Source organism: Paracoccus sp. L-17 (assembly GCF_056857655.1).
The window spans coordinates 19,369-40,079 of sequence record NZ_JBSXNM010000025.1; the positions used below are offsets into that span (position 1 = coordinate 19,369).

Annotated in this window: 17 protein-coding genes; 12 read left to right on the forward strand and 5 right to left on the reverse strand. The window is 65.6% G+C overall.

The window, feature by feature from the left end:
• Positions 1 to 165 precede the first annotated feature (165 nt).
• From AC13CR_RS02830 to AC13CR_RS02840, 3 genes are all read left to right on the forward strand, one after another.
• A complete protein-coding gene (locus AC13CR_RS02830; protein WP_292955936.1) occupies positions 166 to 1,299 on the forward strand; it encodes a pyridoxal phosphate-dependent aminotransferase in 1,134 nt (377 codons plus the stop codon).
• Positions 1,296 to 2,510, forward strand: coding sequence for an N-acetylmuramoyl-L-alanine amidase (locus tag AC13CR_RS02835; protein ID WP_292955939.1), 1,215 nt, complete (start codon positions 1,296 to 1,298; stop codon positions 2,508 to 2,510). Before AC13CR_RS02830 ends, AC13CR_RS02835 begins: the two co-directional genes overlap by 4 nt.
• Before the next feature lie 92 nt (positions 2,511 to 2,602).
• A complete protein-coding gene (locus AC13CR_RS02840) occupies positions 2,603 to 5,155 on the forward strand; it encodes a penicillin-binding protein 1A (RefSeq protein WP_292955942.1) in 2,553 nt (850 codons plus the stop codon).
• A gap of 164 nt (positions 5,156 to 5,319) precedes the next feature.
• Here AC13CR_RS02840 and clpA read toward each other — a convergent pair whose 3' ends face one another.
• Positions 5,320 to 7,644 carry an ATP-dependent Clp protease ATP-binding subunit ClpA gene (clpA, locus tag AC13CR_RS02845; RefSeq protein ID WP_292978902.1) on the reverse strand — a complete coding sequence of 775 codons (2,325 nt, stop codon included), beginning with the start codon at positions 7,642 to 7,644 and terminating at the stop codon, positions 5,320 to 5,322.
• A gap of 215 nt (positions 7,645 to 7,859) precedes the next feature.
• Positions 7,860 to 8,606 (reverse strand): hydroxyacylglutathione hydrolase, encoded by a 747-nt coding sequence (gene gloB, locus AC13CR_RS02850; protein ID WP_292955951.1) that lies wholly within the window; start codon positions 8,604 to 8,606, stop codon positions 7,860 to 7,862.
• A gap of 57 nt (positions 8,607 to 8,663) precedes the next feature.
• Here gloB and AC13CR_RS02855 point away from each other — a divergent pair, with 57 nt between their 5' ends.
• From AC13CR_RS02855 to AC13CR_RS02885, 7 genes are all read left to right on the forward strand, one after another.
• The gene (locus tag AC13CR_RS02855) at positions 8,664 to 9,467 is read left to right on the forward strand and encodes a methyltransferase domain-containing protein (protein WP_292955954.1); all 804 of its coding nucleotides are present in this window, start codon (positions 8,664 to 8,666) and stop codon (positions 9,465 to 9,467) included.
• Positions 9,468 to 9,842: 375 nt separating this feature from the next.
• On the forward strand, positions 9,843 to 10,403 hold the full coding sequence (locus tag AC13CR_RS02860) for a F0F1 ATP synthase subunit delta (RefSeq protein WP_292955957.1): 561 nt from the start codon (positions 9,843 to 9,845) through the stop codon (positions 10,401 to 10,403).
• The gene (gene atpA, locus AC13CR_RS02865; RefSeq protein ID WP_446232825.1) at positions 10,403 to 11,938 is read left to right on the forward strand and encodes a F0F1 ATP synthase subunit alpha; all 1,536 of its coding nucleotides are present in this window, start codon (positions 10,403 to 10,405) and stop codon (positions 11,936 to 11,938) included. The genes AC13CR_RS02860 and atpA overlap by 1 nt, the downstream gene beginning before the upstream one ends.
• Before the next feature lie 12 nt (positions 11,939 to 11,950).
• A complete protein-coding gene (locus AC13CR_RS02870) occupies positions 11,951 to 12,829 on the forward strand; it encodes a F0F1 ATP synthase subunit gamma (protein ID WP_292955963.1) in 879 nt (292 codons plus the stop codon).
• 17 nt (positions 12,830 to 12,846) lie between these two features.
• On the forward strand, positions 12,847 to 14,271 hold the full coding sequence (gene atpD / locus AC13CR_RS02875) for a F0F1 ATP synthase subunit beta (protein ID WP_292955966.1): 1,425 nt from the start codon (positions 12,847 to 12,849) through the stop codon (positions 14,269 to 14,271).
• Positions 14,272 to 14,280: 9 nt separating this feature from the next.
• Complete coding sequence (locus tag AC13CR_RS02880; RefSeq protein WP_292955969.1) at positions 14,281 to 14,730, forward strand: F0F1 ATP synthase subunit epsilon; 450 nt, start codon at positions 14,281 to 14,283, stop codon at positions 14,728 to 14,730.
• Between the two features lie 121 nt (positions 14,731 to 14,851).
• Positions 14,852 to 15,199 carry an H-type lectin domain-containing protein gene (locus tag AC13CR_RS02885; RefSeq protein ID WP_292978906.1) on the forward strand — a complete coding sequence of 116 codons (348 nt, stop codon included), beginning with the start codon at positions 14,852 to 14,854 and terminating at the stop codon, positions 15,197 to 15,199.
• 62 nt (positions 15,200 to 15,261) lie between these two features.
• Here AC13CR_RS02885 and AC13CR_RS02890 read toward each other — a convergent pair whose 3' ends face one another.
• Positions 15,262 to 16,041, reverse strand: a complete 780-nt coding sequence (locus AC13CR_RS02890) for an alpha/beta fold hydrolase (RefSeq protein WP_292955975.1) — start codon at positions 16,039 to 16,041, stop codon at positions 15,262 to 15,264.
• Positions 16,038 to 16,652, reverse strand: coding sequence for a DsbA family protein (locus AC13CR_RS02895; RefSeq protein ID WP_482900394.1), 615 nt, complete (start codon positions 16,650 to 16,652; stop codon positions 16,038 to 16,040). The genes AC13CR_RS02890 and AC13CR_RS02895 overlap by 4 nt, the downstream gene beginning before the upstream one ends.
• Positions 16,653 to 16,736: 84 nt before the next feature.
• Between AC13CR_RS02895 and AC13CR_RS02900 the strand changes: the two genes are divergently transcribed.
• On the forward strand, positions 16,737 to 17,756 hold the full coding sequence (locus AC13CR_RS02900) for a ribose-phosphate pyrophosphokinase (RefSeq protein ID WP_292956092.1): 1,020 nt from the start codon (positions 16,737 to 16,739) through the stop codon (positions 17,754 to 17,756).
• Positions 17,757 to 17,833: 77 nt separating this feature from the next.
• Here AC13CR_RS02900 and purD read toward each other — a convergent pair whose 3' ends face one another.
• The gene (purD, locus tag AC13CR_RS02905; protein ID WP_292955980.1) at positions 17,834 to 19,090 is read right to left on the reverse strand and encodes a phosphoribosylamine--glycine ligase; all 1,257 of its coding nucleotides are present in this window, start codon (positions 19,088 to 19,090) and stop codon (positions 17,834 to 17,836) included.
• Positions 19,091 to 19,152: 62 nt separating this feature from the next.
• On the opposite strand from purD, the gene xseA reads away from it, so the two are divergent.
• Positions 19,153 to 20,709: an exodeoxyribonuclease VII large subunit gene (xseA, locus tag AC13CR_RS02910; protein WP_446233390.1), complete on the forward strand. Its 1,557-nt coding sequence runs from the start codon at positions 19,153 to 19,155 to the stop codon at positions 20,707 to 20,709.
• The last annotated feature ends 2 nt before the right edge of the window (positions 20,710 to 20,711 follow it).

Genomic DNA, 20,711 nt, shown 5'->3' on the forward strand with positions numbered 1-20,711 from the left:
CAGAGCGGCGAACGGGCATGATGCCGGCATTTCTGCGATTTGCGGCAATCGTGAAGAATCCGGCCAGAAATGCGGGTAGAAGGCTGCATGAGCCCGCCAAAAGGCTAGAGCCGGGACGTGGCTCGCGGTAGAAGGTGCAAAACGAAAGATCGAGGCAGGCAGCAAATGCGACATTCCGTTCGCGGGCAGGTGGACCCGTTCATCGTCATGGACGTGATGGAGGCCGCCTCTCGCGCCGAGGCCGAGGGCCGCCACATCATTCATATGGAGGTCGGCCAGCCCGGCACCCCCGCCCCGCAAGGTGCCCGCAAGGCGCTGGCGCGCGCGCTGGACCAGCCGCTGGGCTATACCGGGGCATTGGGTCTGCCGCAATTGCGGCAGGGGATCGCGGGGCTTTACCGGCGCTGGTATGGTGTCGAACTGGATCCCGCGCGCGTGGTCGTCACCCCCGGCAGCAGCGGCGCCTTCATTCTGGCTTTTTCCGCGCTGTTCGATGCGGGCGACCGGGTGGCGATGGGGTATCCCGGCTATCCCTCGTATCGCCAGATCCTTCGAGCCATGTCGCTGGAACCCGTGGGCATCCCGACGCGGTCTGTCGACCGCTACCAGCCGCGGCCGCAGGAATTGCCACGGGCCGAGGGGCTGATCCTCGCCTCGCCGGGCAATCCGTCCGGAACGGTGCTGCGGCTGGACGAATTGCAGGCGCTGACCGACGCCGCCCGGGGGCGCGGCATGGCGGTCATCTCGGACGAGATCTATCACGGGTTGTCCTATGGTGACCGCTGCCATTCCGCGCTTGAAGTGACGGACGAGGTTTTCGTCGTAAATTCCTTCAGCAAATACTTTTCCATGACTGGATGGAGAATAGGCTGGATGGTCGTTCCCGACAGCCATCTGCGAATCGTCGAACGTTTGGCGCAGAACCTGTTCATCTGCCCGCCCCATGCGAGCCAGGTCGCGGCGCTTGCGGCGCTGGATTGCATCGACGAGGCCGAGGCCAATCTGGCCGTCTATTCCGAAAATCGCCGCTTGATGCTGGAGGCGCTGCCGAAGGCAGGCTTTGCCAGGATCGCACCGCCGGAGGGCGCCTTTTATGTCTATGCCGATGTCTCGGAACTGACCCCGGATTCGCGGGCCTTTGCGGCCGAGATTCTTGACAGGGCCGGTGTCGCGGCTACGCCGGGGCTGGATTTCGATCCCCAGCGGGGCGCGCGCACATTGCGCTTTTCCTATGCCCGCTCGACCGCGGACATTGCCGAGGGATTGCGGCGGCTGGAACGGTTCATGGCCCAAAGATGAGGGTTGCGGCGCTGATCCTTGCGCTGCTGCTGGGGTTGCTGGCCGAGGGTGCGGCGGCACAGGAACAACCGGCGCGGCCCGATCTGGGTGCATCGGCGCTGGTGCGGACGGGGCGCGGCTGGTGGGGCCGGCCACCGCCGCTGGAACTGCGCCTGACGCTGGACCGGGCGGTGCCCTATCGCGCCTATCTGGTTGCCGATCCGGCGCGGCTGATCGTCGATCTTGAGGGCGTCGATTTCAGCGGGCTTGACGCGGCGGATCTGTTCGGTGCCGACAATGTGCCCGCGATCCGCTGGGGCCGGTTCCGGCGCGGCTGGGGGCGGATCGTGGTGGAACTGCCCGGACCCTACCGGATCGAGAAGGCCGGTCAGGATACCCGCCGCCCCGCGCCCGAGATCCGCGTCTCGCTGTCACCGGTGAAGGAGGCCGATTTCGCGCCGCGCCCCTCGGCGACGACGGCGATGCAGAACCTGCCGCCCCCGGTCAAGCAGGACGCCATGCCGCCGAAACCCGCGCTGAAGGTGGTGCTGGATCCCGGCCATGGCGGTTTCGACCCGGGCGCCGAGGCTGGTGGAGAGACCGAGGCCGATCTTGTTCTCACCTTCGGACAGGAATTGCGCGACGCGCTGGAGGAACGCGGCATCGAGGTGGTGATGACGCGCGAAGATGACATATTCGTCCGGCTGGACAACCGTCCGACCATCGCGCGAACCGAGGCTGCGGATCTGTTCATCTCGCTTCATGCCGATGCCTTGCCCGAGGGGCAGGCGGCGGGGGCGACGATCTATGTCTGGAACCCGGCCTCGAATGCGCGCGCGGCCTCGCAACTGACGCTGCGCCATGACCGCGACGATCTGCTGACCGGGGTCGATCTGTCGGGACAGGATGATGCCCTGGCCGCCGCGATGATGGATTTCGCCCGCACCGATATTCAGCCCCGGTCGCAGGATTTCGCGCGCTGGCTGGCTTCGCGCATGGCGCTGATGGCGATCGGGCTGCACGCCGACCCGGTGCAGGGCGCGGCCTTTTCGGTGCTGAAATCGCCCGACATCCCGTCGGTCCTACTGGAGCTTGGATTCATCTCGGATTCGACCGATCGGGCCAATCTGACCGATCCCGCCTGGCGGGCGGGCATGGTGCGGGCGCTGGCCCAGGCGGTCCAGGGCTGGGCGCGCGACCAGGCGACGCGCGCCCCGATGCTGCGACAATAGACCCACACAGCCCTGTGAGGCGGCGTTGTTGTTTTGACCCGTCCCCGCCGCACCGCTATAGACATCTCACCAAGTCGAGAGGCCTCGCTACCGTGCTGCGCGCCATCCTGTCCTTCTTCGGGGCGATCTTTTCCTGGATCACGACCGCGAGCTTCTTTGCGGCGCTGACCGTCGGTGGCATTTTCTGGGTCTATTCGCGCGATCTGCCCAGCTACGAGACGCTGGCCCAGTACAGCCCCAAGACCATCAGCCGGATCTATTCCGGCGAGGGACGTCTGATCGACGAATTCGCCGAGGAACGGCGCATCTTCGTGCCGGTCGAGGAAATCCCGGTTCTGGTGAAGGAGGCGTTCATCAGCGCCGAGGACAAGAATTTCTACGTCCATCCCGGCTACGACATTCGCGGCATCGTGGGAGCGGCATTCGAGGCCGCGCGCACCGGTGGACGCGAGTTGCGCGGTGCCTCGACCATCACCCAGCAGGTGATGAAGAATTTTCTGCTGTCCAGTGACCGCAGCGTCGAGAGGAAGGTGAAGGAGCTGATCCTCGCCTCGCGGCTGGAACGATCGTTGTCCAAGGACAAGATCCTGGAACTTTATCTGAACGAGATCTATCTGGGCCAGAACAGCTATGGCGTCGCCGCGGCCGCGCAGGTCTATTTCAACAAGTCGCTGACCGAACTGGCCCCGCATGAGGCGGCGATGCTGGCCGCGCTGCCGCAGGCACCCGGCCGCTATCATCCCGTGCGCCAGAAGGACCGGGTCACCGAACGCCGGAATTATGTCCTGCGCGAGATGTGGCAGAACGGCTATCTCGACGAGGCGACCTACCAGGCCGAGGCCAGGCTGCCGCTGAAATCGGTGCAGAACGGCGATTATCCCGATTTCCGCGAGCAAATGCCGACGCGCGACTATTTCACCGACGAGATTCGCCGCCAGTTGAGCCGCGAATTCGGCTATGACGAGTTTTTCGGCGGAGGTCTGACCATCCGCGCCACCGTCGATCCCAACCTGCAGGCCGCCGCCGCCGAGGCACTGCGCGAGGCGCTGGAGCAATATGATCGCGGACGTGGCCTGTGGCGTGGCACCGGCAAGACCATCCCCGAGGATCAGTTGCAGGACGAGGCGACCTGGCGCGGCGCGCTGTTCGCCACTCGTGTGCCGCGCGACATTCCCGGCTGGCGGCCCGCCGTCGTGCTGGAGGTGGGCGCCTCGGACGCGCGGATCGGCATCGAGGGCATCGAGGAGAATCAGGACGGCCACTGGATCGTTGCCAGGGACGTGCAATGGGCGCGCAAGCTGGATGGCGACAGCGGCAGGCCGGGACCGCGCGCGCAGGTCGCGGGCGATCTGGTTTCGGTGGGCGATGTGGTGCTGGTCAGGCCGATGGTCTCGGACAGTGACGGCAGCTTCCTCCGCTGGACCCTGCGACAGGTGCCCGAGATCGAGGGCGGGTTCATGGCGATGGATGTCAATACCGGTCGGGTCATGGCGATGCAGGGCGGATTTTCCTATCAATCTTCGGTATTCAACCGGGCGACCCAGGCGATGCGGCAGCCGGGATCCAGTTTCAAGCCATTCGTCTATGCCGCCGCGCTGGACAACAACTACACCCCCGCGACCATCGTTCTGGACGAACCGATCACGCTGAACACGCCCGAGGGCCTGTGGGAGCCCAAGAACGCGGGCGGGCGAAACTTCGGGCCGTCGCCGATGCGGACCGGGATCGAGCAATCGCGCAACCTGATGACGATCCGCATCGCCCAGGATATCGGCATGGACCGCGTCGCCGAATATGCCGAACGGTTCGGCGCCTATGACCGGCTGAAGCCCTTTCTCGCCAATGCCCTTGGCGCGCAGGAGACGACGCTGTTCCGCATGGTCGCGGCCTATGCGATGTTCGCCAATGGCGGCGAGCGGGTCGAACCGACGCTGGTGGACCGGGTTCAGGACCGGCGCGGACGCACGATCTATCGCCATGACCGGCGCGTCTGCGAGACCTGCAGCCGGGAAGTCTGGCCCGCCGGAGAGGGGCCGGTCATCTTATCGAACCGCGAAAGGGTGATGGACGCGGTTACCGCCTATCAGCTGACCTCGATGATGCAGGGCGTGGTCAAGCGTGGCTCGGGCAAGGGGGTGAACCTGCCGGTGCCGATCGCGGGCAAGACCGGCACGACCAACGACGCCAAGGACGTCTGGTTCATCGGCTTTTCCTCGAACATCGTCGCCGGCTGCTATCTGGGTTACGACCAGCCCCGCACGCTGGGCGCGAACGCTTTTGGCGGAACCCTGTGCGTGCCGGTCTTCAATGCCTTCATGCGGCAGGCCATCAAGGAATTCGGCGGCACCGATTTCAAGGTTCCCCCCGGCGGATACTGGGTAAAGATCGACCGCTTCACCGGGCAGCGCCTGCCCGATTCTGCCTCGGGCGACAACGTCATCGCCGAATATTTCCGCGACGGCACCGATCCCGACTGGCTGTCGCCGGTGGTGATTTCGGGATTTGGTGATGCGACGCCGGTTCTGCCGTGGGAGGCCGGATCAGGCTCGCGCGGCGCGACCTCCATCACCACCTCGACGGGCAAGCGCAAGGTCATTCCGCGAAGCACCGATTTCGGAACCATGTCCTCGGGCGGACTTTACTGAGACCGTCGCGCGCGTTGCGCAGACCCTGGGCCCGGCCGTCGCGCCGCGCCCGGACGCAGAGGCTGGGGCAGGGCAGGTTCATCCCAGGCATCCGGGATCGGCAACGAAAAAACCGCCGGGCGATGGCCCGGCGGTCTGGTCGGCTGTCAGAACAAGGGTTGGCGTCAGTCCGCCGTCAAAAGCGGAGTCCTGGATTTGCCGATTCGCGGCGCGTCGGGACCGGTGATGTCGAAGGCGGGCTTGTCGTCTTCGATCTTCACCCGCACCACGCCACCTTTCATCAGGCGTCCGAACAGCAATTCCTCGGCCAGAGGCTTCTTGATGTTCTCCTGAATCACCCGGCCCAGCGGACGCGCGCCCATCTGATCGTCATAGCCCTTTTCCGCCAGCCAGTCGGCGGCCTCAGGGGTCAGTTCGATATGGACGTTGCGGTCCATCAGTTGCGCTTCCAGTTGCAGCACGAACTTCTCGACCACATGGACCACGACCTCGCGCGACAGCGGCGCGAAGCTGATCACGGCGTCCAGACGGTTGCGGAATTCCGGCGTGAAGGTGCGCTCGATCGCCGCCGTATCCTCGCCTTCGCGCTTGTCGCGGCCAAAACCGATGGCGGCCTTCTGCATGTCCGCCGCACCGGCATTCGAGGTCATGATCAGGATCACGTTGCGGAAATCCACCTGCCGACCGTTATGGTCGGTCAGCTTGCCATGATCCATCACCTGCAACAGGATGTTGAAGACATCCGGATGCGCCTTCTCGATTTCGTCCAGCAGCAGCACCGAATGCGGATGCTGGTCGACCCCGTCGGTCAGCAGCCCGCCCTGGTCGAAACCGACATAACCCGGCGGCGCGCCAATCAGGCGGCTGACGGCGTGTTTCTCCATGTATTCAGACATGTCGAAACGCAGCAATTCGACGCCCAGGATCGATGCAAGCTGTTTGGCGACCTCGGTCTTGCCGACGCCGGTCGGCCCGGCAAACAAGTAGTTGCCGATCGGTTTTTCAGGTTCGCGCAGGCCGGCCCGCGCCAGCTTGATGGCCGAGGACAGCGCGCCGATGGCATCGTCCTGGCCAAAGACGACCCGCTTCAGCGTGGTTTCCAGATCGCGCAGAACCTCGGCATCGTCCTTGCTGACATTCTTCGGCGGGATGCGGGCTATCTTGGCCACGACGGCCTCGATCTCCTTGGGACTGATGGTCTTGCGCCGCCGGCTTTCGGCCACCAGATGCTGCGCCGCGCCGGCCTCGTCGATCACGTCGATGGCGCTGTCGGGCAACTTGCGGTCATTGATATAGCGGCTGGCCAGTTCGACCGCAGACCTGATCGCGTCGTTGGTATAGCGCAACTCGTGATGCTTTTCGAAATGCGGCTTCAGCCCCATCAGGATCTTGACGGCGTCCGACACCGAGGGCTCGTTCACGTCGATCTTCTGGAACCGGCGCGACAGCGCGCGGTCCTTCTCGAAATGCTGGCGGTATTCCTTGTAGGTGGTCGAACCCATGCAGCGCAGCTTGCCGCCCGCCAAAGCAGGTTTCAGCAAATTCGAGGCATCCATCGCCCCGCCCGAGGTTGCGCCGGCGCCGATCACCGTATGAATCTCGTCGATGAACAGGATGGCGTCGTCGTGGTCTTCCAGTTCCTTGACCACGGCCTTCAGCCTTTCCTCGAAATCGCCGCGATAGCGGGTGCCGGCCAGCAACGCGCCCATATCGAGCGAGAAGATCGTGGCGCCGGACAGAACCTCGGGCGTCTGGCCCTCGATGATCTTCTTGGCCAAGCCCTCGGCGATGGCGGTCTTGCCGACGCCCGGATCGCCCACCAGAAGCGGGTTGTTCTTGCGCCGCCGGCACAGGACCTGAATGCAACGTTCGACCTCGGGTTCGCGGCCGATCAGCGGATCGACGTCGCCCTTCTTCGATTTCGCGTTCAGATCGACGCAATATTTCGCCAGAGCCGTTTCGTCCCTGGCCTCCTGTGCCTTTTCGGCCTGCTTCTGCTCGACCGGCTCGTCCGAGCCTGCGACCTTGCGCGGTTCGCTGAACGAGGGGTTCTTGGCGACCCCATGGGCGATGAAGTTGACCGCGTCGTAACGGGTCATGTCCATTTCCTGCAAGAAGAAGGCCGCGTTGGATTCGCGTTCGGCGAAGATCGCCACCAGCACATTCGCACCCGTGACCTCTTGCCGGCCCGAGCTCTGGACATGAATCGCGGCGCGCTGGATCACGCGCTGGAAGGCAGCGGTCGGCACCGCCTCGGAACCTTCGATATCGGTGATCAGCGTCGAGAGATCATCCTCGATGAAGTCGATCAGCAACTTGCGCAGTTCTTCCAGATCGACGTTGCAGGCCCGCATGACCTTGACCGCCTCGGGTTCCTCGGTCAGCGCCAGCAACAGATGTTCCAGCGTTGCAAGTTCGTGGCGATGTTCATTGGCCAGCGCGAGGGCTTGATGAATGGCCTGTTCCAGGGAGGTCGAGAAACTTGGCACGGTCGTCTCCTGTCAGTCGGCTGGCGGTATGGGCGCATCGAAAGACCCACCTGCCCAGACTGTCACGATGCAGTTAATTTTTGGTGGATTTTGCGCGGCATCAAGAGGTTTTTCTCCAATATGCCGCGATTTTGCCTTGGGTGAGGCAGATGTGATGCCGCGGCGTGCGTTTTTCAAGACAAGACGCCCGCCGCCACGCCTCGGTTCCGGCCCGCTCAAAACGCGTCCTTCATCTTGCGCAGCCGCGCGAAGACCTCGCAATCCGAAGCGCCCTGCATGCCCAGCCCCCCGCGCAGCGCATCGACGCGCAGGAACGGATTGGTCGCGCGCTCTTCCTGAAGGGTGGCGGGCGAACAGGGCTGGCGGGCCTCGTCCACGGCGGTCAGGCGATCCTTCAACGCCTGGTTTTCAGGATCGACCGACAATGCGAAGGCGCCGTTCGCGGCGCAATAATCATGGCCCGAACAGATCAGCGTGTCGCCCGGCAGGGCGTTCAGCCGGGACAGACTGTCCCACATCGTCGGCGCATCGCCCTCGAACAGGCGTCCACAGCCAAGTGCCATCAGGCTGTCGGCGGTGAAGGCCAGTTTCGATTGCGGAAGGTGGAAGGCGACATGGCCGATCGTGTGACCCGAAACGTCGATGACCTCGACCGGTTCGCCCAGAATCTCCAGCGGCACGCCCGGCGTGGCACGGACATCCAGCGGCGGCAGGCGGCCGGCATCCGCAGCATGGCCGATGACCCTGGCGCCGGTCCGGGCCACGATCTCGGTCACGGCCTGAACGTGATCGTCGTGATGATGAGTCAGCAGGATGGCATCCAGTCCCCAGCCGCGCGCCTCAAGCTCGGTCAGCACCGGCATCGCCTCGGGCGCGTCGATCAGGGCGGTGCCGGCGGCGCCATGGACGAGATAGGCGTAGTTGTCGCGCAGGCAGCGCAAGGTGATCAGTTCCAGCGGCATTGGCAAATCCCTTCCTCTGTGCTGTGCTCAGCGTGACCGAAGCCGGGCCGGGGCGCAATGCATCACGACATCAACGATCTACGCCGGTTCTATTATCAACGGTCGCTGGGCCGGGTGGTGCAGCGGATCCTGCGCGACCGGCTGACGGACCGCTGGCCGCCGGAACGCTGCGCGGCGATGACCGTGGCTGGCTTTGGCTTCGCCGCGCCGATGCTTCGGCCCTATCTGGCCGGGGCGCGCCGGGTGATGGCGCTGATGCCGGGGCCGCAGGGTGTGATGGGTTGGCCCGCGGGGATGCCCAACCACAGCGTGCTGTGCGATGAGACCGCCTGGCCGGTCGAGACCGGCAGCATCGACCGGCTGGTGATGCTGCACGGACTGGAGACCAGCGACCATCCCGCCGCGCTGCTGGACGAAGCCTGGCGCGCGCTTGGGCCGGGTGGGCGGATGATGGTGATGGTGCCGAACCGGGCCGGGCTTTGGGCGGCGTCGGACGGCACACCCTTCGGGCTGGGCCGCAGCTATACGGCCGGGCAGATCGAATCGCAGACGCGCAAGTCCGGGTTCGTGGCGCATTGGCATGGATCGGCGGTCTATATTCCGCCCTCGGACCGGCGTTTCTGGCTGGGCAGCGCTCAGATGTGGGAACGCACCGGGGCCAGGATCAGCCGGGTTCTGATCGCCGGTGTGGTGCTGATCGAACTGGCCAAGCAGACCCGCGCGCCCGTCGGGCCGGGGCGGGCGATCCAGGTTCCCGGCCCGCGCGAGATCCTGGACGGCGTCGGGCTGCCACGGCCGGGACGGGCGGGCACGGCGCGACGGGGCGGCGTCCAGCGGGCCGGAATCGCAAGACGGCGATGAGGGCGGCCCCGGCAAGGACGCGCCGCAGGCGATCTCGATGGCCCATGGTTCTCGTGTGCATGGCGGTCGCTGCGGCGAGCCGGCCCATGCGACAGCCCGCCGCAGTCGGGGGCATGAGATTTCGCGCAGCGATGACCGATCCCGCGTGAACCGCATGACGGCGTGCCTGGCGTCGGGGTGACCGGCACCGCAATCAGGGCCGCGACACTCTCATTACCGTGTGCTTGGCGGTTGCCGCCCACGGAATCACCTGCTAGAGACACCGCAGATTCATGGGCGGCCCCAAGAGCCGCACCACCGCGACCCGCGCGCCCCGCGACTGACCGGAACCTTCCCGGCCCGCCAGCGGGGTTTGCGCAAACCTGAAGGATGACCGTGGCCAACTCTGTATCCATGTCCCAGAGCATCGCCGGACGCTATGCGCAGGCCGTCTTCGACATCGTGAAGGACGATGGAGGGCTGGACGATCTGGCCCGCCAGACGGATGACCTGATCGCCGCGCTGGACGACAGCGACGATCTGCGCAACCTGATCGCCTCTCCGATCTATACCCGCGATCAGCAATCGCGTGCGATCGCCGCGCTGGCCGACAAGATGGGGTTGTCTAAGACCCTGTCGAACACGCTGAAACTGATGGCGCAGAACCGCCGCCTGTTCGTGCTGCCGCAGCTTCTGGGCCAGTTGCAGCGGCTTATTGCCGTCGAACGCGGCGAGGTTACAGCCGATGTCACCAGCGCCGTCGCGCTGAGCGACGATCAGCAGAAACGGCTGCGCGACACGCTGGCCGAAAAATCCGGCAAGACCGTGAAACTGAACACTCGCGTCGATGAAAGCCTCATCGGCGGCATGATTGTCAAGCTGGGCTCGCAGATGGTCGATTCGTCGGTCCGCTCGAAGCTCGCCTCCCTCCAGAACGCTATGAAAGAGGTCGGATAATGGGAATCCAGGCTGCCGAGATTTCGGCCATCCTCAAGGATCAGATCAAGAATTTCGGTCAGGATGCCGAGGTGGCCGAGGTCGGCCAGGTGCTGTCGGTCGGTGACGGCATCGCCCGCGTTTACGGCCTCGACAAGGTGCAGGCCGGCGAGATGGTCGAGTTTCCCGGCGGTGTCCGGGGCATGGTGCTGAACCTTGAGACCGACAACGTGGGTGTCGTGATCTTCGGCGACGACCGCGACATCAAGGAAGGCGACACCGTCAAGCGCACGCGCTCGATCGTGGACGTTCCCGTCGGCAGGGCGCTGCTGGGCCGCGTGGTGGACGGCCTTGGCAACCCGATCGACGGCAAGGGCCCGATCGAGACCGATGCCCGCGCGGTTGCGGATGTGAAGGCGCCGGGGATCATGCCGCGCAAATCGGTGCACGAACCCATGGCCACGGGCCTGAAGGCCGTCGATGCGATGATTCCCATCGGCCGTGGCCAGCGCGAGCTGATCATCGGCGACCGGCAGACCGGCAAGACCGCCGTGGCGCTGGACGCGATCCTGAACCAGAAGAACTATAACGGCCGCGAAGGCGACGGCATGAAGACGCTGTATTGCGTCTATGTTGCCATCGGCCAGAAGCGTTCGACCGTCGCCCAGCTGGTGAAGAAGCTGGAAGAAACCGGCGCGATGGAATATTCGATCGTTGTCGCGGCGACCGCCTCGGATCCGGCGCCGATGCAGTTCCTGGCGCCCTATTCGGCAACCGCGATGGGCGAATATTTCCGCGACAACGGCATGGATGCGCTGATCATCTATGACGACCTGTCCAAACAGGCTGTGGCCTATCGCCAGATGTCGCTGCTGCTGCGCCGGCCGCCCGGCCGCGAAGCCTATCCGGGCGACGTCTTCTATCTGCATTCGCGCCTTCTGGAACGCTCGGCCAAGCTGAACGAGCAATATGGCGGCGGTTCGCTGACGGCGCTGCCGATCATCGAGACCCAGGGCGGCGACGTTTCGGCCTTCATCCCGACCAACGTGATCTCGATCACCGATGGCCAGATCTTCCTGGAAACCGATCTGTTCTTCCAGGGCATCCGCCCGGCGGTGAATACCGGCCTGTCGGTCAGCCGGGTGGGGTCGTCCGCGCAGACCAAGGCGATGAAATCGGTCGCCGGTCCGGTCAAGCTGGAACTGGCGCAGTATCGCGAGATGGCCGCCTTCGCGCAGTTCGGATCGGATCTGGATGCGGCGACGCAGCGTCTGCTGAATCGCGGCTCGCGGCTGACCGAGCTGATGAAGCAGCCGCAATACCGGCCGCTGACCAACGCCGAAATCGTCATCGTCATCTATGCCGGCACCAAAGGCTATATCGACAAGGTGCCGGTGCGCGAGGTCGTGGCTTGGGAAGAGGGGCTGATCCAGTTCCTGCGCAACCAGAAATCGGATCTGCTGGATGATATCACCAAGAACGACCGCAAGGTGGCGGGTGATCTGGAAGATGCGATCAAGGCGGCGCTGGACGAATACAACACGTCGCGCGCCTGAGAGGGGGAATAGATGCCCAGTCTCAAGGATCTGAAGAACCGGATCGGAAGCGTCAAGAACACGCGGAAGATCACCAAGGCGATGCAGATGGTCGCCGCCGCGAAACTGCGCCGCGCGCAGGAAGCGGCCGAGGCCGCGCGCCCCTATGCCGACCGGATGGCGGCGGTGATGGCGGGGCTGACCGAGAATGCCAAGGGTTCGGACACCGCGCCCCGGCTGCTGTCGGGCACCGGTTCGGACCGCAAGCACCTGCTTGTGGTGATGACCGCCGAACGCGGTCTGGCCGGCGGCTTCAACAGCTCGATCGTCAAGCTGGCGCGGCAACATGCCGACCGCCTGCGGGGCGAGGGCAAGGAAGTCACCATCCTGACCGTCGGCAAGAAGGGCCGCGAGCAGTTGCGCCGCGACTACGGCAAGCAGATCGTCAGCCATGTCGATCTGTCAGACGTCAAGCGCGTCGGCTATGCGAATGCCCGCCAGATCGCCGATGAGGTGCTGGAGCGGTTCGAATCCGGCGAATACGATGTCGCCACGATCTTCTACAACCGCTTCGAATCGGTGATCCGACAGGTTCCGACCGCGCGGCAGGTGATCCCGGCCGAAATGCCCGAAGGAGTCGAGGAGGGCGGCGCCTCCTCGCTTTACGATTACGAACCCGGCGAGAACGCCATCCTGGCCGAATTGCTGCCGCGGTCCGTCGCGACGCAGATCTTCGCGGCCTTGCTGGAAAATTCGGCCTCCGAACAGGGGGCCCGGATGAGCGCCATGGACAACGCCACGCGCAATGCGGGCGACATGATCGACCGCCTGACGACCGAGTATAACCGCTCGCGTCAGGCCGCGATCACCAAGGAGCTGATCGAAATCATTTCGGGCGCCGAGGCGCTCTGATACGTAGGGGTAGAGACATGGCAGAGGCCAAAGGTAAAATTACTCAGGTGATCGGCGCCGTCGTCGACGTGCAGTTCGAGGACCACCTGCCGGCGATCCTGAACGCGCTGGAAACCGACAACAACGGCAAGAGGCTGGTGCTGGAAGTCGCGCAGCATCTGGGCGAGAACACCGTCCGCACCATCGCCATGGACGCCTCGGAAGGTCTGGTCCGCGGCCAGGACGTCAGCGATACCGGCGGCCCGATCACGGTTCCGGTCGGCGACGCGACGCTGGGTCGGATCATCAACGTCATCGGCGAACCCGTCGATGAAGGCGAGGCCATCCAGGCCACCGAAACCCGCGCCATCCACCAGCCCGCCCCCGATTTCGCCAGCCAGGCAACCTCGTCCGAGATTCTGGTCACCGGCATCAAGGTCATCGACCTGCTGGCGCCCTATTCCAAGGGCGGCAAGATCGGCCTGTTCGGCGGCGCGGGTGTCGGCAAGACGGTTCTGATCATGGAACTGATCAACAACATCGCCAAGGTGCATTCGGGCTATTCGGTGTTCGCGGGCGTCGGCGAACGGACCCGCGAGGGCAACGATCTGTATCACGAGATGGTCGAATCCGGCGTCATCAAGCCGGACAACCTGTCTGAATCGCAGGTTGCGCTGGTCTATGGCCAGATGAACGAGCCTCCGGGCGCGCGGATGCGTGTTGCGCTGACCGGCCTGACGCTGGCCGAACAGTTCCGCGACGCTTCGGGCACGGACGTGCTGTTCTTCGTGGACAACATCTTCCGCTTCACGCAGGCGGGTTCCGAGGTGTCGGCACTGCTGGGTCGTATCCCTTCGGCCGTGGGCTACCAGCCGACGCTGGCGACCGACATGGGCGCGATGCAGGAACGCATCACCTCGACGAAGAACGGCTCGATCACCTCGATCCAGGCGGTCTATGTTCCGGCCGACGACCTGACCGACCCGGCGCCGGCAACGACCTTCGCCCACCTTGACGCGACGACCAACCTGTCGCGCGCGATTTCCGAACTGGGCATCTACCCCGCCGTGGATCCGCTGGACAGCTCGTCGCGCCTGATGGATCCGCAGATCCTGGGCGAGGAACACTATACCGTCGCCCGCGACGTGCAGGGCATCTTGCAGAAATACAAGTCGCTGCAGGACATCATCGCGATCCTGGGCATGGACGAACTGTCCGAAGAGGACAAGCTGACCGTGGCCCGGGCCCGCAAGATCCAGCGTTTCCTGTCCCAGCCCTTCGACGTGGCCAAGGTCTTTACCGGCTCGGACGGCGTCCAGGTGCCGCTGGAAAAGACCATCGCATCCTTCAAGGCCGTGGTCGCCGGCGAATACGATCATCTGCCCGAAGCCGCCTTCTACATGGTCGGCGATATCGATCAGGTCAAAGCCAAGGCCGAGCGTCTGGCCTCGGAAGCCGCGTAAGGGGACAGGATGGCCGATAACATGCAGTTCGATCTCGTTTCGCCCGAGCGGAGGCTCGTCTCCGTTCCGGTGCGCGAGGTCCGCCTGCCGGGGACCGAAGGCGATCTGACCGCGATGCCCGGCCACGCACCCACCATCGTCACGCTGCGTCCGGGCATCGTCTCGGTCGTGGCCGAGGATGGCGCGCAGACCGATTTCGCCGTGACCGGCGGCTTTGCCGAGATCAATGGCGAATCCGTCAGTCTGCTGGCCGAACGCGGCCACCCGCGCGAGGAGATGACGCAGGATGTCTTCAACGAGATGATGTCCGAGGCGCATCGCAAGAAGAAGGCGGTCGAGGAAAAGCGCGACAGCGTCGGCGAGGAAGTGGTGGCTGCCGCGGTCAAGCTGCTGGCCGACATGGAGGCGATGGGCAGCCATATCGGGCTGGACCCGAACCAGTCGACAATCCCCGACTAGGCGGCCTCCGCGCTGTCAGTCCGAACCAGACAGACGGGCCCCGGTCGCAGACCGGGGCTTTTCCTTCTCCGCTTGCTTGGCTAGGCTGATCGGGCGGGCGTGGTGAAGAGGGTTGATGTTGATGCAGCGTATCAGCCATGCGGCTGTCGGCGTGGCACAGGGCACACGTCTGCTGTTTTCGGCGTTCGAGGAGGGCGGCGAAATGTGGTCGGGCGCGGGCCCGCGCGTCGTCCGCCACCGGATCGGCTTTGAAGCGTCATTCCTGTCGCCGCCCGTCGTGCAGGTGACGATCTCGATGTGGGACATCGCCGAGGGCAGCAACCAGCGCGCGGACATCTCGGCCGAGAAGATCAGCCGTGACGGTTTCGACATCGTGTTCCGCACCTGGGGCGATACCCGCGTGGCCCGGATCCGCGCCGACTGGCTGGCCATCGGACCCTTGCGTCACGTGGACGATTTCGACCTGTAGCGGACCGTCAGAAGACAGCGGAAGCGCGGTCCGGCCGCCCTGGACACGTGCGGATCGGCATGTCAGGCCCGATCCAGATTGACGCCGATCAGGCCGGCCACCTCGTCGGGATGGGTGATCGGCAGCATGTGGCCGGCACCCGGCACATTGGCACGGCCGACATCGGGCAGGCGCCCGGCCAGCGCATCGGCAATGGCGTGAATTACCGGTGGCGATTCCGCGCCCGAGATCAGCAGCACCGGCGCGTCGATCGCCTCCAGCGCGCCATCGCGCAGGATGCCGGCGCTGTCATGCCACTGCGCCGCCTCCAGTCCCGCGATCAGCCTGATCCGCTTGCGCATCTGGACCCGTGCCGCTTCGGGCATGGCGTCATAGGATTGCGCGCCCCAGGCCCGCAGGAAAGCGCGGGTTGCATCCGCGTCGCGGCCTTCCCGGATCGCCGTGGCGAAATCCTCGTCGCGGGCCCGTTGCGCGGGATCATCCGGGCTGGCAGCGAACAGCACCGGCTCGATCAGGGTCAGGCTGCGGACCGCATCGGGGGCCGCGACCGCGATGCGCAGGGCCGCGACCGCGCCCATGCTGTGGCCGATCAGATCCACTGGCCGGGTGATGAAGCTGGCGGCGATGCGGGTGACGGCGGTATGGTAGTCCGGATCGCCCGGGCCGGGCCGCCAATCGCCGCTGCGCCCGTGGCCGGGCATGTCGAAGCCCTGCAGATCGACATGGCCGGCCAGCCTTTCTGCGATCGGACCCCAATAGCTGCCGCTGGCCAACATGCAATGCAGCGCCAGGGCGGGGCGTTCGGGGTCACCCGGCCAATGCCTGCGATGGATGCGGCTCATCCGGCCGTGGCCAGATGCCGGTCCAGGAAATCCAGTCGGTCCTGTCCCCAGAACCGTTGCCCGGTCTCGGGCACGACATAGAAGGGCGCGCCAAAGGCCCCGGCCTCGACCGCCTGTTCCAGATTGCGGCCATAGGTCTCGGCGCCGACGAACAGACCGCTATCGGCCAGCCCGGCATCGAACCCGTGCGCGACAAGGATGTCGCGGATCACGGCATCCTCGCTGATGTCGCGTTCCTCGGCCCAGACGGCGCGGGTAAAGCCGTGGACCAGCCCACCCAGATCGCCGCCACCGCCCGAGGCCGACGCCTGCTGCGCGGCGATGATCGCGTAGGAGGACGGCGCCATGTTCACCGGCCAATGCGCGGGTTTGAAGTGGAACGGCATATTCAGATGCTCAGCCCAGCGGGGCAGTTCCTGGGCGCGGTATTGCAGCCGGCTGGGATGACGCTCGGCCGGCCGGACCTCGCCCGTGCGGTCGAACAATTGCAACAGGTCCAGGGGCTTGTAGGTGACGGTCGCGCCGTGTTTTTCGGCGATCCGCTCCAGCCGCGTCCCCGCCAGATAGCAGAACGGACTGATGGTCCCCAGATAATAATCGATGTTAGCCATAACGGCCTCCCTTCGCGGTTTGCCCGCAGGCTAGCCCGGTGCTAATGGCAGTGCAATCGGACGCAAATGCCAAAGGCCCCCTCCATGCCCGTGATGACCGAACCGAAGCTGATTTCCGGCAATGCCAACATGCCGCTCGCCGCCGCCATCGCCCGGCGCATGTCGATGCATCGCGGCATGAATGTCAGCCTCTGCGATGCCCGGATCGAACGGTTCAACGATCAGGAAATCTTCGTCGAGGTGTTCGAGAATGTGCGCGGCGAGGACATGTATATCATCCAGCCGACCTCGAATCCGGCCAATGACAACCTGATGGAACTGCTGATCATGACCGACGCGCTGCGCCGGTCTTCGGCCTCGCGGATCACGGCGGTGATTCCCTATTTCGGCTATGCGCGGCAGGACCGCCGCGCCAAGGCCCGCACCCCCATCAGTGCCAAGCTGGTCGCCAACCTGCTGACCGAGGCGGGTGTGGATCGCGTTCTGACGATGGATCTGCACGCCGCCCAGATTCAGGGCTTTTTCGACATTCCGGTGGACAACCTCTATGCGGCGCCGGTCTTTGCGCTGGACGTGCAGCATCATTTCAAGGACCGGATGGACGACCTGATGGTGGTCTCGCCCGATGTCGGCGGGGTGGCGCGGGCGCGCGAACTGGCCCAGCGGATCGGCGCGCCCCTGTCGATCGTGGACAAGCGCCGCGAGAAGGCCGGCGAGATTGCCGAAATGACGGTGATCGGCGATGTGGCGGGAAAGGCCTGCATCATCGTCGACGATATCTGCGACACGGCCGGGACGCTGGTCAAGGCGGCGCAATTGCTGACCGACAACGGCGCGACCGAGGTTCACGCCTATATCAGTCACGGCGTCCTGTCCGGCCCTGCGGTCGAGCGGGTCAGCAAGTCGGTGATGAAATCACTGGTCATCACCGATTCGATCCAGCCAGCCAAGGCGGTGAAGGAAGCACCCAATATCCGCATCGTGCCGACCGCGCCGATGTTCACCCAGGCGATCCTGAACATCTGGAACGGCACCTCGGTCAGCTCGCTGTTCGAGACGGACACGCTGTTGCCGATCTATGAGGGATTGTACACGACCGGCTGAGCCGCGGGCCGGGCAGGGGGCGCTGCCCCCTCTTGCCTTGCGGCAATTCACCCCCGGGATATTTCAACCAAGGCAAATCAAAGGGCGCGCCAGCCGATGTCGCGGCGGCAGAAGCCGTCGGGCCAGTCGATCGCATCAACCAATGCGTAGGCGCGGTCATGAGCCTCTGCCAGGGTCGCGCCGCGACCGGTGCAGGCCAGAACGCGGCCGCCCGTGGCGATGATCCGGCCGTCGCGTTCGGCGGTTCCGGCATGGAACACCATCTCGAAACTGCTTTCGGGCAACCGATCCAGGCCCCTGATCGGAGTTCCCTTTTCGTAGCTGCCGGGATAACCCTTCGTGGCCATCACCACCGTCATGGCGTGATCGTGGCCCCAGGTGATCTGGGTTTCGGCCAGCCGGCCCTCGGCACAGGCGAGCAGCAGGTCCAGTGCCTGCGCGCCCAGCCGCAGCATCAGGGCCTGACATTCCGGATCGCCGAAACGGACATTGTATTCGACCAGCCGCGCCTCGCCGCCGGCGATCATCAGCCCGGCGTAGAGCATGCCCTGGAACGGCGTTCCGCGGGCGGCCATCTCCGCGATGGTCGGGCGCACGATCCGCGTCATGACCTGATCCTGCAATGACTCGGTCAGGACGGGCGCCGGGCTGTAGGCGCCCATGCCGCCGGTATTCGGGCCGGTATCGCCCTCGCCCACGCGCTTGTGATCCTGTGCGGTGCCCATGGCCAGGCAATCCCGGCCGTCGCAGAGAACGAAGAAGCTGGCTTCCTCGCCCTCCATGAAATCCTCGATCACCACCGAGGTGTCGCCGAATTCGCCATCGAAGATCGCATCGATGGCGGAATGCGCCTGATCGACGGTCTCGGCCACGGTGACGCCCTTGCCCGCCGCCAGCCCGTCGGCCTTGACCACGATCGGCGCGCCGCGGCGGGTCACGTCGTTGCGGGCGGCAGCCGCATTGCCGAAGCGGGCCCAGGCGGCGGTGGGTGCGCCGCTGGCATCGCAGATTTCCTTGGTGAAGGCTTTCGAGGATTCCAGCCGCGCCGCCGCCTGCGAGGGGCCGAAAACCAGAAACCCGGCCTCGCGCAACGCATCGGCGATGCCGGCGGCCAGGGGCGCCTCGGGTCCTATGACGACGAAATCGATGGCGTGTTCCTCGGCGAAGGCCAGCACGTCGCCGCGGGAAACGATGTCCAGATCAGCGCAGCGCGCGATTGCCGCGATGCCTGCATTGCCCGGCGCGACGATCAGCCGGTCGCATTTAGGGTTCTGCCGGATGGCCCAGGCCAGCGCATGTTCACGCCCGCCACTGCCCAGGATCAGGATGTTCATCTGCCGCCCTTTCGCCCGTCTCGCGCGCGTTCTAGTGTGGCCGGCGAAGGGGGACAAGCCGAATGGACCTGCTGGAAGACGCGCCGGGCAGCAACGCCCATGAATTCACCGTCTCGGAACTGTCGGGCGCGGTCAAGCGCAGCATCGAGGACCAGTTCGGGCGGGTCCGCGTGCGCGGCGAGATCGGGCGCGTGTCGCGTCCCGGATCGGGGCATCTTTATTTCGACCTCAAGGATGACCGCTCGGTTCTGGCGGCGGTGACGTGGAAGGGGCAGGCGGCCCGCCTGGCGCAGCGCCCCGAAGAGGGGATGGAGGTCGTGGCCACGGGTCGCATGACCACCTTTCCGGGCCAGTCGAAATACCAGCTGATCGTTGACCAGATCGAGCCGGCCGGCGCGGGCGCGCTGATGGCGATGCTGGAGAAACGCCGCAAGGCGCTGGCGGCCGAAGGGCTGTTCGATCAGGACCGCAAGCGCGCGCTGCCTTTCCTGCCGCGGGTGATCGGGGTCGTCACCTCGCCCTCGGGCGCGGTGATCCGAGACATCCTGCACCGGCTGCGCGACCGTTTTCCGACCCGGGTGATCATCTGGCCCGTGGCCGTGCAGGGCGAGGGTTGCGCCCCGCAGGTCACCGCCGCGATCAGGGGTTTCAACGCGCTGGACGAGTCCGGACCGGTGCCGCGTCCCGACCTGCTGATCGTCGCCCGGGGCGGCGGCAGCATCGAGGATCTTTGGGGCTTCAACGACGAGGCCGTTGTCCGCGCCGCCGCCGATAGCCGCATCCCGCTGATTTCCGCGGTGGGCCACGAAACCGATACCACATTGATCGATTTCGTCTCGGATCGGCGCGCGCCGACACCCACCGCCGCGGCTGAAATCGCAGTGCCGGTGCTGGCGGAACTTGCCGCGCGGCTGGCCGAGGCACAGGCCCGGCTGACGCGCTGTGCGCAGGGTCATATCGAGCGTCCCCGCCAGCGTCTGCGTGATCTGGGCCGCGCGATGGGCCGGCCGGCCGCATTGACCGAACCGGCCCGACAGCGGCTGGACCTGTGGGCCGCGCGGCTGGACCCGGCCTTGCGCGGGCTGGTCCGGGCCCGGCGGCACCAGTTGCAGTCGCGCCCGATTCCCGCCGCGACCCTGCGCCAGTTCACGGCGGCCAAGCGCCACGGGCTCGACCGGTTGGGGGTGCGTCTGGACGTTGCGCGCGAGCGCAGGCTGGAACGCCGCCGCGACCGGATCGCGGCCCTGGCCGAACGTCTGACCGCTTCACTGGGCCGGACGATCGCCACGACGCGTCGCTCGGTGGCCGATCAGACCGAGCGGCTGGGCAAACTGTCGGCGCGGCTTGACACCACGATGGCGCGCATGACTGCGACGCGGTGGGCGGCGCTGGAAACGCTGGACCGGACGCGGCAGACGCTGGGCTATACCCAGACGCTGAAGCGCGGCTTTGCCGTGGTGCATGGACCCGAGGGGCTGATCACCTCGGCCGAGAACGCGCGGCAGAGCGGCCGTTTCGAGGTGGAGTTCACCGATGGCCGCGTTCCGGTCCGCCCGGATGCCACGCCGCAGAAAGCGTCGAGAAAACGTCAGCCGCCCCAGCAGAAGACCCTGTTCTAGCG

Excerpts from the sequence above, each read along its gene's own strand:
- AC13CR_RS02830 (WP_292955936.1), top strand. The coding sequence starts at position 166 with ATGCGACATTCCGTTCGCGGGCAGGTGGACCCGTTCATCGTCATGGAC.
- AC13CR_RS02835 (WP_292955939.1), top strand. The coding sequence starts at position 1,296 with ATGAGGGTTGCGGCGCTGATCCTTGCGCTGCTGCTGGGGTTGCTGGCC.
- gloB (WP_292955951.1), bottom strand. The coding sequence starts at position 8,606 with ATGCCGCTGGAACTGATCACCTTGCGCTGCCTGCGCGACAACTACGCC.
- AC13CR_RS02855 (WP_292955954.1), top strand. The coding sequence starts at position 8,664 with ATGCATCACGACATCAACGATCTACGCCGGTTCTATTATCAACGGTCG.
- atpA (WP_446232825.1), top strand. The coding sequence starts at position 10,403 with ATGGGAATCCAGGCTGCCGAGATTTCGGCCATCCTCAAGGATCAGATC.
- AC13CR_RS02870 (WP_292955963.1), top strand. The coding sequence starts at position 11,951 with ATGCCCAGTCTCAAGGATCTGAAGAACCGGATCGGAAGCGTCAAGAAC.
- atpD (WP_292955966.1), top strand. The coding sequence starts at position 12,847 with ATGGCAGAGGCCAAAGGTAAAATTACTCAGGTGATCGGCGCCGTCGTC.
- AC13CR_RS02880 (WP_292955969.1), top strand. The coding sequence starts at position 14,281 with ATGGCCGATAACATGCAGTTCGATCTCGTTTCGCCCGAGCGGAGGCTC.
- AC13CR_RS02885 (WP_292978906.1), top strand. The coding sequence starts at position 14,852 with ATGCAGCGTATCAGCCATGCGGCTGTCGGCGTGGCACAGGGCACACGT.
- AC13CR_RS02890 (WP_292955975.1), bottom strand. The coding sequence starts at position 16,041 with ATGAGCCGCATCCATCGCAGGCATTGGCCGGGTGACCCCGAACGCCCC.
- AC13CR_RS02895 (WP_482900394.1), bottom strand. The coding sequence starts at position 16,652 with ATGGCTAACATCGATTATTATCTGGGGACCATCAGTCCGTTCTGCTAT.
- AC13CR_RS02900 (WP_292956092.1), top strand. The coding sequence starts at position 16,737 with ATGCCCGTGATGACCGAACCGAAGCTGATTTCCGGCAATGCCAACATG.
- purD (WP_292955980.1), bottom strand. The coding sequence starts at position 19,090 with ATGAACATCCTGATCCTGGGCAGTGGCGGGCGTGAACATGCGCTGGCC.
- xseA (WP_446233390.1), top strand. The coding sequence starts at position 19,153 with ATGGACCTGCTGGAAGACGCGCCGGGCAGCAACGCCCATGAATTCACC.